Raw genomic sequence first — 13,250 nt, 5'->3', positions numbered from 1 at the left:
CTCCGAGCGACAGAACGCGACCTTGCAATCGTCCGTGAACACCGACCTCGCTTTTTGCCGGTCGGAACGCATTTTGTTCTTGCTTTGTGCCGGCAACTATGCTACTAAGTTCGGTATGGTGCTGATTCGGCCCGACGACCCGCCTTTGAGGCGGGTTTTTTGTTTCTGGCTGGACGTCGGCGGGACAGCGCCCCCCTCTGTCCTGCCGGACATCTCCCCCACGAGGGGGGAGATTGGATGTCATCTCGGCCTTCGCCAATCTCCAACAATGCAGAACTGGGCGGAGCGCCCGAACTGCCAATCTCCCCCCTCGTGGGGGAGATGTCCGGCAGGACAGAGGGGGGCGCGACGGAACACGACCCATGCCGGCGTAACGCAGCGACGACGGCCTCACGACGTCACCCCCGGCAGTTTCACCGCACCCGCGGCCTTCACCGCCGCGCCGCTGCGTATCATGGCGATGGCCTTCTCCATGTCGGGGTGGAAGTGCCGGTCGTTGTCGAGATGCGGCACCTCTGCCCTGACCAGCAGGCGCACCGCCTCCAGTGCCGCGCTCGAGGCCAGCGGTGCGTGGAAATCGCAGCCTTGCGCGGCGGCCAGCAATTCGATGCCGATGACGGCCGTCGCATTCTCGACCATGCCGATGAGGCGGCGCGCGCCATGCGCCGCCATCGAGACGTGGTCTTCCTGGTTGGCCGAGGTCGGGATCGAATCGACGCTGGCCGGATAGGCCTTTTGCTTGTTTTCAGAAACCAGTGCTGCCGCCGTGACCTGAGGGATCATGAAACCGGAATTCAGACCCGGCTTGGGCGTGAGAAAGGCCGGCATGCCCGACAGCGCCGGATCGACCAGCATGGCGATGCGCCGCTCCGACAGCGAGCCGATCTCGCAGACGGCGAGTGCGATCATGTCGGCGGCGAAGGCGACCGGCTCGGCATGGAAATTGCCGCCCGAAAGTGCGGAGTCGTCCTCGGCAAAGATCAGCGGATTGTCGGTGACGCCGTTGGCCTCGGTGCCGAGCGTCTCGGCGGCCTTGCGGAGCACGTCGAGTGCTGCGCCCATCACCTGCGGCTGGCAGCGCAGGCAATACGGATCCTGCACGCGCTCGTCGCCGACGCGGTGCGATTCACGGATGGCGCTGCCGGCCATCAAATTGCGCAACGCCTCGGCCGTCTCGATCTGGCCGCGATGTTTCCTGAGCAGATGGATGCGTGGATCGAACGGAGCGTCGGAGCCCTTGGCGGCATCGGTCGACAGCGCGCCGGCGACCAGTGCCGACTGGTAGAGCACTTCCGCCTCGAACAAAGCGGCAAGCGCATAGGCGGTCGAAAACTGGGTACCGTTGAGCAGCGCCAGGCCTTCCTTGGCGCCAAGTGTCACCGGCTCCAACCCATGCGAAACGAAGGCGACCTTGGCGGGAAAGCGGCCATGCGGGGTAAAGCACTCGCCGACGCCGATCATCACGGCGGTCATGTGCGACAGCGGCGCAAGGTCGCCGGAAGCGCCGACCGAGCCTTGCGCCGGCACCACGGGAGTGACGTCGTTGGCCAGCATCGCCTCGAGCAGTTCGATCGTCCGCGGCCGCACGCCGGAGGCCCCCTGCGCCAGGCTGGCCAGCTTCAGCGCCATCATCAGCCGGCAGATTGCGACGGGCATCGGCTCGCCGACGCCGGCGGCATGAGACAGCACGATGTTTCGCTGCAACGTTTCCAGATCGGCGGCGGGGATGCGGACGCTGGCCAGCTTGCCGAAGCCGGTATTGATGCCATAGACCGGCTCGCCCTTGGCAACGATCCTGGCGACGGCCTCGGCGCTGGCCTTGATCTTCGGCCGGCAGGCATCGTCGAGCCTCAGTGCGGCGCCGCGATAGATGGCGCGCCAATCGGCCAGCGTGGCATTGCCCGGCCTTAGCTTGAGTTCGGTCATTGTCCCCTCCAGATGCGGGCATGCAGCGGGTTGAAGCCCATGCGGTAGACGAGTTCGGCCGGGCGCTCGACGTTCCAGATCGCCAGATCGGCGGATTTTCCGGCCTCCAGCGTACCGGTCTGTCCAAGCAGCCCGAGCGCGCGGGCAGCCTCGCGGGTAACGCCGGCAAGGCATTCATCGACGGTCAGGCCGAACAACGTCGCGGCCATGTTCATGGTCAGCAGCAGCGAGGTCAGCGGCGACGTGCCGGGATTGTTATCGGTGGCAACGGCCATCCTGACGCCATGCTGGCGAAACAAGGCGATCGGCGGCTTCTTGGTCTCGCGGATGAAGTAGTAGGCGCCGGGCAGGATGGTCGCCACGGTTCCTGCCTTCGCCATCGCCGCCGCACCCGCCTCGTCGGTGTATTCGAGGTGGTCGGCCGATAGCGCACCATAGCGCGCCGCAAGTTCGGCGCCGTGCAGATTGGACAGCTGGTCCGCATGGAGCTTGACCGGCAGGCCCGCCGCCTTCGCGGCATCGAACACGCGGGCGATCTGCTCCGGCCAAAAGGCAATGCCTTCGCAAAAACCGTCGACGGCATCGGCCAGGCCCTCGGCAGCGACGGCCGGCAAAATCTGCTTTGCAACAAGATCGATAAAGGCGTCCTTGTCACCTTTTGCTTCGGGCGGCAGCGCATGAGCGCCGAGGAAAGTGGTCCTGACCGTCACCGGCCGCTCACCGCCCAGCCGTCGTGCGGCGCGCAGCGACTTCTTCTCGTTTTCGAGGTCGAGGCCGTAGCCGGATTTAATCTCGACGGTGGTCACGCCTTCAGCAATCAGCGCATCGAGGCGCGGCAGCGACTGGCCGACCAGTTCGTCCTCGCTCGCCGCGCGCAACGCCTTGACCGACGAGACGATGCCGCCGCCGGTCTTGGCAACCTCCTCATAGCTGGCGCCGGCCAGCCGCATCTCGAATTCATTGGCACGGTTGCCGGCGTGGACCAGATGGGTGTGGCAGTCGATCAGGCCGGGCGTAATCCAGCGGCCTTCGCAGTCGGTCGCCTCGGTGCCCTCGCGGAGAGCCGCCGGCATGTCGACTTCCGGCCCGGCATAGACGATCCGGCCGTTGCGCACGGCGACCGCACCGTGCTCGACGACGCCTGACCCGGCGCTGCTTTCGGCCATGGTCGCGAGGCGCGCATTGCGCCAGAGGCGAAGCTCTCCTGCCCGGCTTTTGCTCTCTGCAGCCATCATCTTTTCCATTTCAATAGGTGACGATTATGTATATACATATGAAAAGGCACTGCAAGCGCTATCATCGCACGGCAGACCGGGATTTGGAGAAAAACGTGACAGCAATCTTTGCGGAACAGGCGCTTCTGCCCGACGGCTGGCACAGCAATGTGCGGATCGTCATCTCCGACGGCAGGATCGCCACGGTCGAGGCGAATACCTCGCTCCTGCCTGGCGACGAGCGCCATTCTATCCTTTTGTCCGGCATGCCGAACCTGCACAGCCATGCCTTCCAGCGCGGCATGGCCGGCCTTGCCGAATTGCGCGGCCCTTCCGCCGACAGTTTCTGGAGCTGGCGCGAGGTGATGTACCATTTCGCGCTGTCGATGACGCCGGACCAAGTCGAGGCGGTCGCGGCCCAGCTCTATGTCGAGATGCTGGAGGCCGGGTTCTCGCGCGTCGGCGAGTTTCATTATTTACACTACGACCGCGACGGCCGGCCCTATACTGACATCGCCGAGATGGCGCAGCGCATCGTTGCCGCAGCGTCCGAGACAGGCATCGGGCTGACTTTGCTGCCGGTGTTCTACGCGCATTCCTCTTTCGGCGGCGCTGCGCCAAATGAAGGCCAGCGCCGGTTCATCAACGATGTGAACCAGTTCTCGTGGCTTGTTGAGAAATGCCGCGAATCCATTCGCGCGCTGAATCAAGGCGTCGTCGGCGTCGCCCCGCACAGCCTGCGTGCCGTGACACCGGAGGAACTGGAAAACATCACGGTGATGGCGCCGGAGGGGCCTATCCACATCCACATCGCCGAGCAGATGAAGGAGGTCGAGGATTGTCTTGCCTGGTCCGGCGCGCAGCCGGTCGAATGGCTGCTTGCCAACGCCAAGGTCGACCGGCGCTGGTGCCTCATCCACGCCACCCACATGACCGACACCGAGACGACCGATTTGGCGAAAAGCGGCGCCGTTGCCGGCCTCTGCCCGATCACCGAGGCCAATCTCGGCGACGGCACCTTTGCCGCGCCCCTGTTCATGCAGCATGGCGGCCGCTTCGGCATCGGTTCGGATTCAAACGTACTGATCGGCCTGCCGGACGAGTTGCGGCAGCTCGAATATTCGCAGCGCCTCGCCCACCGCGCCCGCAACGTGCTGGCGGTGGCCGGTGGCTCGACCGGCCGTGCTTTGTTCGATGCAGCGCTCGATGGTGGCAGTGCCGCGTTGGGCGCCGGCCTCTCGCAGATCGCAGCAGGTGCCTCGGCCGATTTCGTCTCGCTCGACGGCAAGCATCCATCGCTGGTCGGCAAGACGGGCGATGCAATCCTTGATGCCTGGATTTTTGCCAACGGCACCAAGGTCGATTGCGTCTGGGTGCATGGCAGGAAACTGGTCAGCGGCGGCATGCATGCCAGGCGCGATGCCATCGCCGAGCGGTTCCGCAAGGTGATGACAGCGCTTTCGGCATGAGCATGATCGGGACAATAAGCGCGAATTCTGGAAGCGCGGACGGCGGCGAGGTTCTTTCGCTGCACCAGCGCATCCTGTCGGACATCAGCGAACGGATCCTGTCGGGTGCCTGGGCGCCCGGCCACCGCATTCCGTTCGAGCATGAACTGACGGCCGAATACAATTGTTCGCGCATGACAGTGAACAAGGCGCTGTCGCAACTGGCCAAGGCCGGGCTGATCGAGCGCCGGCGTCGCTCCGGCAGTTTTGTCCGCCGGCCGCAGTCGCAGGCAGCCGTTCTCGAAATCCACGACATCCGGATCGAGGTCGAGGCACTTGGCCTGCCCTACCGCTATGAGCGCATGGCGGGAAACAGAAGGCGCAGCAGCGCCGACGACCGCGCCCTGCTGGAACTCGACGTCGCCGGGCCGGTGCTGGTGCTGGAATGCCGGCATTTCGCCGGCAAGCGGCCGTTCGCCCACGAGCAGCGGCTGATCAACCTGGCTGCCGTGCCGGAGGCCGCCGAAGAGGCGTTTTTCGACACCGCGCCCGGTCCGTGGCTGATCGGCCGTGTGCCGTGGAGTGCGGCCGAGCATCGCATCCGCGCGGTTGCCGCCGAAAAGCACGTAGCGGCGGCACTCGACATCGCGACGGGCGCGCCGTGCCTGGTGATCGAGCGGCGGACATGGAGCGCCGAGCACCCTGTCACCCATGTCCGCTTCACCTATGCGGCCGAGAGCCACACGCTGGTGGCGCGGTTCACGCCGTCGCAGGGGTAGTGACACGCCCCCTTCTCCCCTTGTGGGAGAAGGTGGATCGGCGCGCAGCGCCGAGACGGACGAGGGGTGCTGGAAGCAATGAAACGTTAAAAATATCGAATGATTTTTGGTGTTCAAAATTTCGGCGTAGCGATCCGTCCAACACCCCTCATCCGACCGAGCTTCGCTCGGCCACCTTCTCCCACAAGGGGAGAAGGGAAAGCGCCGCGCCTCAAATCGCCGCGGTAATAATAATCTCGACCAGATATTCCGGTCCGGCAAGCTTGGCTTCGCCGGTGGCGCGGGCCGGCGTGTTGCCTTGCGGTACCCATTTGTCCCACTCCGCGTTCATCTCGGCAAAGGTGCTCATGTCGGCCAGCCAGATGATCGCCTGCAGGATCTTGGTTTTGTCGGTGCCGGCCTTGGCCAGCAATTCGTCGATCGCCGCCAGAATGTCCCTGGTCTGGCACCGACGTTTCCGCCCGGCTTCCCGACCTGACCGGCCAGATAGACGGTGTTGCCGTGGATGACGATCTGGCTCATGCGCGGGCCTACATCGATACGACGAATGCTCATTGGATATTCCTTCTCTTCTTGTCGGTGCGCCTGTTTAGGGGCCGGGTTCGCCGGGGGCAAGGCCGCTCGAGCGGAACTTCTTGAGCCAAGCCAAAGCAGACAAGATGACGGCCCGGCCGCAATTCCGCCCGATTGGCTTGTTGACTAATGTAATAACATCACATATCGAATCCGCCCCTGCAGCGCCGATCATCGCCCCCTTGGATCGTCACATGAGCCAAACCTGCCTGACCTTCCGCGACCTCACGCTGGGCTACAATAGCCATCCTGCGGTCCACCACCTCAATGGTACGATCCGCAAGGGATCGCTGACGGCGGTCGTCGGCGCCAACGGCTCCGGCAAATCAACGCTGATGAAGGGCATTGTCGGCGTCCTGAAGCCGATGGCCGGCGCGGTGATCCGGGCGCCCGGCGTACGCGCCGCCTATCTGCCGCAGCAATCGGAACTCGACCGCTCCTTTCCGGCCCGGGTCGTCGACCTGGTTTCGCTTGGTCTGTGGCCGCGGCGCGGCATGCTCGGCCGTTATACGAGGGAAGATCGCGACTCTGTCAGCAAGGCGCTGATGGCCGTCGGCCTCGGCGGCTTCGAGAAGCGGCCGATCGACACACTGTCGGGCGGCCAGCTGCAGCGCACGCTGTTTGCCCGCGTGCTGTTGCAGGATGCCGAGCTCATCCTGCTCGACGAGCCGTTCAACGCCGTCGATGCCAAGACGGTCGGTGACCTGATCGCGCTGATCAAGCGCTGGCACGGCGAGGAACGCACGATCATGGTTGTGGTCCACGATCTCGATCTGGTGCGGCAGAATTTCCCCGAAACACTGCTGCTGGCGCGCCAGCCGATCGCCTGGGGCGAGACCAGGGAGACGCTGCAGCCGGAGAATCTGTTGCGCGCGCGCCGCTTCCACGAAGCCTGGGAGGACAACGCGCCATGGTGTGAGCCCGGCGAGCATGATCACCAGCACGGTGGCCACGAGCACGGCCATGACCACGACCATTATCACGGCTCCGGGCCGAGGACGGCATGATGGACGTGCTTTACGGTCTTTTCGTCGCTCCTTTCGCCGACTACGCCTTCATGCAGCGGGCGCTCGCCGGTTCGATGATGCTGTCGCTCGGCGCCTGCCCGGTCGGCGTGTTCCTGATGCTGCGGCGCATGAGCCTGTCCGGCGACGCCATGGCGCATGCCATCCTGCCCGGTGCTGCCGCCGGCTTCCTGTTCTATGGCCTGGAGATCCTGCCGATGACTATCGGCGGACTGATCGCCGGCATCATCGTGGCGCTCGGCGCCGGCGCCGTCTCGCGCTTCACCATTCAGCGCGAGGACGCCTCGATGGCGGCCTTCTATCTGATTTCGCTGGCCATCGGCGTGCTCATGGTATCGATCCGCGGTTCCAGCGTCGATCTCATGCATGTGCTCTTCGGCACCGTGCTGGCGCTCAACAACGAGGCGCTGACGCTGATCGGCGGCATCGTCGTGGTGACGCTGGTCAGCCTCGCCATCTTCTGGCGGGCGCTGGTCGCCGAATGCCTCGACCCTTTGTTCCTGCGCTCGGTCAGCCGGATGGGCAGCCCGGTGCATTTCATCTTTCTCGGCCTCGTCGTGCTCAATCTCGTCGGCGGCTTCCAGGCGCTCGGCACCTTGCTGTCGGTCGGGCTGATGATGCTGCCGGCGGCGGCGGCCCGCTTCTGGACCTCGCGCGTCGAGCCGATGTGCGTGTTGGCCACAGTGATCGGCTTTGCCTCCTGCATTGCCGGGCTGCTGTTGTCCTACCATGCGTCGCTGCCCTCCGGCCCGGCCATCATCCTGTCCGCCGGCGTCGTCTATTTCGCCTCGATCCTGTTCGGCACGCGCGGCATCCTGCGTGCCCGCATCGTTCATCACCGCCACAGAACTGCCTGATCCCAACAAGGAGAACCTGTCCATGCTGAAATCGATCCGCGCCGCTTTGGCCGTGAGCGTTATAACATTAACCGCCTTTGGCGCATCTTCGGCCTTCGCAGAGCCGTTGAAAGTGGTCGCCAGCTTCACGATCATCGCCGATTTCGCCAAGAATGTCGGCGGCGACCGCATCGATCTGACCACCATCGTCGGGCCGGACGGCGACGCCCACGTCTACGAGCCGAGCCCCGCCGATGCGGTGGCGATGGCCAAGGCCGACATCGTGCTGGTCAACGGCCTGCATTTCGAAGGTTTTCTGCAGCGCCTGGTCGACGCCAGCGCCACCAAGGCGACTGTCGCCGTGCTGACCAAGGGGGTCACGCCGATCAATTTCAAACCCGAATTCGCCGAGGCCGATGTCGCCGAAGGCGCGGAAACCGATGGCGGCAAGACGGTCACCGATCCGCATGCCTTCCAGTCGATCGCCAATGCCAAGATCTATGTGAAGAACATCGCCGACGCCTTTTGCACGGCCGACGCTGCGGGTTGCGACAGCTACAAGGCCAATGCAGCCGCCTATACGCAGAAGCTCGAGGCGCTTGAGGGCGAAGTGCAGGCGGCGATCCAGTCGATCCCGCAGGAGAAGCGCGTCGTCATCACCTCGCATGACGCCTTCGGCTATTTCGAGCAGGCCTACGGCTTGACGTTCCTTGCCCCGGAAGGCGTGTCGACCGAGTCGGAGCCCTCCGCTGCCGACGTCGCCAAGCTGGTCAGCCAGGTGAAACAGGACAAGGCGGCGGCGATCTTCGTCGAGAACATCACCAACCCGCGGCTGATCGAGCAGATCGCCAGCGAGACCGGCATCAAGGTGGGCGGCACACTCTATTCCGATGCGTTGTCGCAGCCCGACGGCCCGGCCGCGACCTATATCGATCTGATGCACAACAACATCGCCCAGATCAAAGGCGCGATCCTAGGAAGCTGAGCCGACCGATCCGGTTCATCCAGCCGGGTTGGCGCATGATGCGTCCTGGCGACATGCGGCGTTAGCCCGGCTGGATTTCTGGCATCGAAATCTCTATCTGCGGATGGATTTCTTTTCGCGCGGATTGCCGACCGGGTCAGGGAGTGGCAAGACTGCCGCTAACCAGATTGCGAGGACCCCAGCCATGGAATACCGTCAGATAAGCGAGGACTATTCAGTCTCGGGCCAGATCCAGCCCGAAGATGTCGCGACCATCAAGGCCGCCGGCTTCAAGAGCGTGATCTGCAACCGGCCGGACGACGAGCAGCCCGGCCAGCCATCGGCCGACACCGTCAAGGCGGCGGTCGAGGGCGCCGGGCTCGCCTTCCGCTACATCCCGGTCATCAGCGGCCAGATCACGGCCGAGAATGTCGAGGACCAGGCCGAGGCGCTTGACGAACTCGAAGGCCCGGTCTTCGCTTACTGCCGGTCCGGCGCCCGCTGCACTAATCTTTATGGGCTGATCCAGCAGTCGAAGGGGTGAGAGGCCTCCGTTACCCTATCAACTCGCCGGGATGAGCGGGTGCTACGGGCGCTTCTCGCCGACTAGACTGAGCACACCGAAGAAAACCACGCCGAGAGCAACGAATAGCGCGAGAAAGCTAAGCGGAAACGTGCTGATCACCAGCAGGACGAAGCCCGCAAGGCCGATCGGGTAGCCGATGAGGCACCACCAGCGCGACTTCGAATAGGTGAACATGCTCCAGTCATAAGCCTTGAGATCCCATACGGGAGCTCTAGGCCTCCAGGACCAGTTTGTATTTAGGAGACGTGAATCCCAACTCTTGGGATGATTTGCGAGGTGGATCAGGCCGCCGACCGTGAACAGCACCAGTCCAACAAAAAAGAGGACAATCCCTGCAAGCTGAAAGTTGGACATGGACTACCGCAATTGTTTGTTCAGCTATGTCATAGACCTTTCGAATGCACCGATCAAACTGACAGAAAATGCCGTCAAATCGGCAGCGCGCCGGTTTCCTTGAGCGTCTCCAGCACGATCGCCGTCTTCACATGCTGCACGGATTCGTGCGGCAGCAGCACGCCGTTGACGAATTCCGACAGCGACTTCAGGTCCGGCGTCACGACCTTCAATATATAATCCATCTCGCCGGTTAGCGCGTGCGCTTCCTGCACTTGCGGCAGCCGCGCCACCAATTCGCCGAAGCGCCGCGCATTGTCGCGGTTGTGGGTGGCGAGCGTCACCGAGATGACATTGACCAGGGAAAAACCGAGCTTGTCGCGGTCGAGCACCGCCCGGTAGCCCTTGATATAGCCGTCCTCCTCCAGCCGCTGGCGACGACGCGAGCACTGCGACGCGGACAGGTTCACCCGTTCCGACAGATCGTTGTTGGTCAGCCGTGCATCGCCCTGCAACAGAGCCATTATCTTGCGGTCAAACTGGTCGATGCGCGCCTCATCCATGAATTTCGGGTCCGCAGTGCACAACTCGCGCATGATCAGACCATTTCAAGCGTTTGAATGCAAGCAATTTGCACTCGCTCCGCGCTATAATTGCGTTCAGATGGCCGACGCGGCCAGTTCCAGATTTCGGAGCAATGCCATGGGTCCCTTCCCGCACGACGCACCGCCCGCCAAGATCAGCAAAACCAATCCCGCCGGTACCGACGGCTTCGAGTTCGTCGAATTCGCGCATGCCGAGCCGGAAAAGCTCGCCGAGCTTTTCACCCGCATGGGCTATGTGCCGGTGGCCAAGCACCGCAGCAAGGACATCACCGTCTGGCGGCAGGGCGACATCAACTATGTCGTCAATGCCGAACCCGGCTCGCATGCCATGAAATTCGTCGACAAGCACGGCCCTTGCGCCGCCTCGATGGCGTGGCGGGTGGTCGATGCAACGCATGCCTTCGATCACGCGGTGGCCAAGGGCGCGACGCCCTATGAAGGCAACGACAAGACGCTCGATGTGCCGGCGATCGTCGGTATCGGCGGGTCGCTGCTCTATTTCATCGAAACCTACGGCGAGAAGGGCTCGGCTTACGACGCCGAGTTCGACTGGCTGGGCGAGCGCGACCCCAGGCCGGAAGGCGTCGGCTTCTATTATCTCGACCACCTGACCCACAATGTCTATCGCGGCCAGATGGACAAATGGTGGGATTTCTACCGAGACCTGTTCGGCTTCAAGCAGATCCATTTCTTCGACATCGACGGCAAGATCACCGGCCTGGTCAGCCGCGCCATCACCTCGCCCTGCGGCAAGATCCGCATCCCGCTCAACGAGTCCAAGGACGAGACCAGCCAGATCGCCGAATATCTGAAGAAGTATAATGGCGAGGGCATCCAGCACATCGCCGTCGGCACCGACGACATCTACGGTGCCACCGACAGGCTGGCCGCCAACGGCCTGAAGTTCATGCCGGGCCCGCCCGAGACCTATTACGACATGTCTTATGCCCGCGTGAACGGCCATGAAGAGCCGATCGAGCGCATGAAGAAGCACGGTATCCTGATCGACGGCGAAGGCGTGGTCGACGGCGGCACGACCAAGATCCTGCTGCAGATCTTTTCGAAAACCGTGATCGGCCCGATCTTCTTCGAGTTCATCCAGAGGAAGGGCGACGAAGGCTTTGGCGAGGGCAATTTCCGCGCTTTGTTCGAATCGATCGAGCAGGACCAGATCAAGCGCGGCGTGCTGAAGGTGCAGGCGGCGGAGTAAGGCTGCACCGGACTTCTTGCGATTCGGTCAGTAGTAGCTCAGACTTTGGCCATGAACATTGCTATCGCAGAGGCCAAGGCAAGACTGTCGGAACTCGTCAGCCGCGCGGAAGCTGGCGAAGAGATTGTGATTACCCGTCGCGGCAAGGTTGCGGCGCGCCTCGTGCCGCTAGCCGTGCCCGAGTCCCTGCCTCGTATCGGCGCCATGAAGGGCAAAATCAGGATTGCCGACGATTTTGACGAACTCGGTCCCGAATGGGACAGGTATGCCAAATGACGCTGTCACAGGCAAACGTCTATTTGGCGAGGCCGGCGGCTTTGCGCAGAATCTCGTTGATGCGGCTCTGCCAGCCGGGGCCGCCGGCACGAAAGCGGGCGACTACGTCACTGTCGAGACGGAGTGTTACCTGCTTCTTCGGATTATCGAGAGCCGGCCGGCCGCGCGAACGGCGAATGCTTTCGGCAAGTTCAGGGAACGCTTCGGCGAAAGGACGAGCGTTTCGAAAATCCTCCTCTGTCCATTCCGGATTCTCCGAAACGGCTTCCCAGTCTTCTTTGCTGTAGCCGCGACCAGCTTCGAACTCGGTGCGCACCTTACGCTTTGCCATTGAACAATCTCCTTTCCGCGGGACTTGCCGGGCGCATCGAAATTATCGAGATGCCCTCGGAACCGAGCCGGGCAAACACCACCGCAACGATGCCATCGATGATCCGGCCAATTGCCATGAGACGACCGGCCTTGGCAGTGCGGACTGTCGAGGCAAGAAAAAACTCGTCATCAAGCGCCGCAAAATCCAAGCCGTGCTTGTCAATGTTGGCCAACCGTTTTGGTTCGTCCCAAACGATCTTCATCAGAATTTATGTACCTACAATAATTAAGTCAACAATTTTCGTAACTACAACTAATTGCGACCTTCGAGCACCAACCTCTCGACCTCGGCTTTCCTGAGTTTCAGATCATAATCGAGGAAAAACTCGTCGAGTTGCGGCGGTTTCACCGAGGTGCCGGAAAGCATTGCGTGCACCTGGCCGCGATGATGGATGTCGTGGATGAAGAGATGGGCGAGCAAGTCGCCGATCCGTTCCGGTATCATGCCGTCCTCGCGCCGGTCGGTGAGAACGCGGCGCTCGAGATCGTCCGCCGACAGGCGGTCGCAAAAGGCGATCAGCCGCCGGTCGGCCTCCGTCCGCTTGCCAAAGAGCGCGTCCGCTTCGTCGAAGAGCAAGAACTCATCGTAGGCCGCGGCGCCGACGCCGCCCTCTTCGAGAAAATCGAGATAGAGGTGATCGACCGCCAGGATGTGGTTTAGCGTTGCCTTGATCGACGGAAAGAAGCTCGTCCGTTCGGCTTCGAATTCGCCGGGCTCAAGCTGCAGCACGGCGCGGTAGAGCCGGTCGTTCGACCACAGACTGTTGGCTGCCATGCGGCGGAAATGGTTCAGCAGGTCCATGACTTCACGGCGCGACCCGGAATAGCGACACACCCGCCCATAGAAGCGCAAACCCAGCCAAAACAATCAGCAGCAGCCCGATCATGCGCCGCCGCATGCCTTGCGTTTCCTCGTCCAGCGCGACATTCGTGTTGGTGACGGTGTGAAACATCATCGCCTTGCGCGGAAAGCCGCTGCGGTTGGTCAGGCCGGGCGAGCGCGCCTCGATGCGGTAGCTCAGCCTGATTGCCTGGATGAAGATCGCCAGCATGGCAAGAGCCCAGGCACCGCACAGCAGATAGAACGTCTCGCCTGTCATTCT

16 protein-coding genes and 1 pseudogene are annotated in these 13,250 nt (G+C 62.8%); 8 read left to right on the top strand and 9 right to left on the bottom strand.

All coding sequences use genetic code 11. The features are described from left to right. Positions 1 to 390: 390 nt before the first annotated feature. Both hutH and hutI read right to left on the bottom strand, forming a co-directional pair. Positions 391 to 1,926 (bottom strand): histidine ammonia-lyase, encoded by a 1,536-nt coding sequence (hutH, locus tag NKI58_RS08865; RefSeq protein WP_352645861.1) that lies wholly within the window; start codon positions 1,924 to 1,926, stop codon positions 391 to 393. Further along, the gene (hutI, locus tag NKI58_RS08860) at positions 1,923 to 3,158 is read right to left on the bottom strand and encodes an imidazolonepropionase (protein WP_352786336.1); all 1,236 of its coding nucleotides are present in this window, start codon (positions 3,156 to 3,158) and stop codon (positions 1,923 to 1,925) included. Before hutI ends, hutH begins: the two co-directional genes overlap by 4 nt. A 98-nt stretch (positions 3,159 to 3,256) precedes the next feature. On the opposite strand from hutI, the gene NKI58_RS08855 reads away from it, so the two are divergent. Beyond that, positions 3,257 to 4,609 (top strand): formimidoylglutamate deiminase, encoded by a 1,353-nt coding sequence (locus NKI58_RS08855; RefSeq protein ID WP_352786334.1) that lies wholly within the window; start codon positions 3,257 to 3,259, stop codon positions 4,607 to 4,609. Continuing rightward, positions 4,606 to 5,367 (top strand): histidine utilization transcriptional repressor HutC, encoded by a 762-nt coding sequence (gene hutC, locus NKI58_RS08850; RefSeq protein ID WP_352786332.1) that lies wholly within the window; start codon positions 4,606 to 4,608, stop codon positions 5,365 to 5,367. The genes NKI58_RS08855 and hutC overlap by 4 nt, the downstream gene beginning before the upstream one ends. A gap of 211 nt (positions 5,368 to 5,578) precedes the next feature. Here the strand turns inward: hutC and NKI58_RS08845 are convergent. Continuing rightward, positions 5,579 to 5,922 (bottom strand): annotated as a pseudogene (locus tag NKI58_RS08845) (RidA family protein). A gap of 212 nt (positions 5,923 to 6,134) precedes the next feature. Here NKI58_RS08845 and aztA point away from each other — a divergent pair. The 4 genes from aztA to NKI58_RS08825 all read left to right on the top strand — a co-directional run bounded on the left by aztA (position 6,135) and on the right by NKI58_RS08825 (position 9,309). Continuing rightward, entirely contained in the window at positions 6,135 to 6,947 is an 813-nt protein-coding gene (gene aztA / locus NKI58_RS08840; RefSeq protein ID WP_023674414.1) for a zinc ABC transporter ATP-binding protein AztA, read from the top strand. Continuing rightward, the gene (aztB, locus tag NKI58_RS08835; protein WP_023674413.1) at positions 6,947 to 7,822 is read left to right on the top strand and encodes a zinc ABC transporter permease AztB; all 876 of its coding nucleotides are present in this window, start codon (positions 6,947 to 6,949) and stop codon (positions 7,820 to 7,822) included. Before aztA ends, aztB begins: the two co-directional genes overlap by 1 nt. Before the next feature lie 22 nt (positions 7,823 to 7,844). Further along, positions 7,845 to 8,786: a zinc ABC transporter substrate-binding protein AztC gene (gene aztC, locus NKI58_RS08830; RefSeq protein ID WP_023674412.1), complete on the top strand. Its 942-nt coding sequence runs from the start codon at positions 7,845 to 7,847 to the stop codon at positions 8,784 to 8,786. A 184-nt stretch (positions 8,787 to 8,970) separates the two neighbouring features. Beyond that, a complete protein-coding gene (locus NKI58_RS08825) occupies positions 8,971 to 9,309 on the top strand; it encodes a protein tyrosine phosphatase family protein (RefSeq protein WP_023674411.1) in 339 nt (112 codons plus the stop codon). 42 nt (positions 9,310 to 9,351) lie between these two features. On the opposite strand, the gene NKI58_RS08820 is transcribed toward NKI58_RS08825, so the two are convergent. Together NKI58_RS08820 and NKI58_RS08815 are read right to left on the bottom strand one after the other, a co-directional pair. Next, positions 9,352 to 9,705 carry a hypothetical protein gene (locus NKI58_RS08820; protein ID WP_156937261.1) on the bottom strand — a complete coding sequence of 118 codons (354 nt, stop codon included), beginning with the start codon at positions 9,703 to 9,705 and terminating at the stop codon, positions 9,352 to 9,354. 74 nt (positions 9,706 to 9,779) lie between these two features. Further along, positions 9,780 to 10,247: an Lrp/AsnC family transcriptional regulator gene (locus NKI58_RS08815; RefSeq protein WP_023674409.1), complete on the bottom strand. Its 468-nt coding sequence runs from the start codon at positions 10,245 to 10,247 to the stop codon at positions 9,780 to 9,782. A 139-nt stretch (positions 10,248 to 10,386) separates the two neighbouring features. On the opposite strand from NKI58_RS08815, the gene hppD reads away from it, so the two are divergent. After that, positions 10,387 to 11,499, top strand: coding sequence for a 4-hydroxyphenylpyruvate dioxygenase (gene hppD, locus NKI58_RS08810; protein WP_352593157.1), 1,113 nt, complete (start codon positions 10,387 to 10,389; stop codon positions 11,497 to 11,499). Between the two features lie 51 nt (positions 11,500 to 11,550). Further along, positions 11,551 to 11,775 (top strand): type II toxin-antitoxin system Phd/YefM family antitoxin, encoded by a 225-nt coding sequence (locus NKI58_RS08805; protein ID WP_352593154.1) that lies wholly within the window; start codon positions 11,551 to 11,553, stop codon positions 11,773 to 11,775. 19 nt (positions 11,776 to 11,794) lie between these two features. On the opposite strand, the gene NKI58_RS08800 is transcribed toward NKI58_RS08805, so the two are convergent. Genes NKI58_RS08800 through NKI58_RS08785 form a run of 4 tightly spaced genes read right to left on the bottom strand, consistent with a single transcriptional unit; the run spans position 11,795 to position 13,247 of the window. Further along, a complete protein-coding gene (locus tag NKI58_RS08800; RefSeq protein WP_352457131.1) occupies positions 11,795 to 12,106 on the bottom strand; it encodes a BrnA antitoxin family protein in 312 nt (103 codons plus the stop codon). Further along, positions 12,093 to 12,350 (bottom strand): BrnT family toxin, encoded by a 258-nt coding sequence (locus NKI58_RS08795; RefSeq protein ID WP_352593151.1) that lies wholly within the window; start codon positions 12,348 to 12,350, stop codon positions 12,093 to 12,095. Before NKI58_RS08795 ends, NKI58_RS08800 begins: the two co-directional genes overlap by 14 nt. A gap of 50 nt (positions 12,351 to 12,400) precedes the next feature. Continuing rightward, positions 12,401 to 12,949, bottom strand: coding sequence for a DinB family protein (locus tag NKI58_RS08790; RefSeq protein WP_352636605.1), 549 nt, complete (start codon positions 12,947 to 12,949; stop codon positions 12,401 to 12,403). A 4-nt stretch (positions 12,950 to 12,953) separates the two neighbouring features. Further along, positions 12,954 to 13,247, bottom strand: coding sequence for a hypothetical protein (locus NKI58_RS08785; RefSeq protein ID WP_352593145.1), 294 nt, complete (start codon positions 13,245 to 13,247; stop codon positions 12,954 to 12,956). Positions 13,248 to 13,250: the final 3 nt, after the last annotated feature.

Origin of the sequence: Mesorhizobium sp. M0522, assembly GCF_040321085.1 — a bacterium.
Lineage (GTDB): Bacteria > Pseudomonadota > Alphaproteobacteria > Rhizobiales > Rhizobiaceae > Mesorhizobium.
Note: the sequence above shows the minus strand (reverse complement) of the source record. Positions and strands in the feature narration are given on the sequence as shown.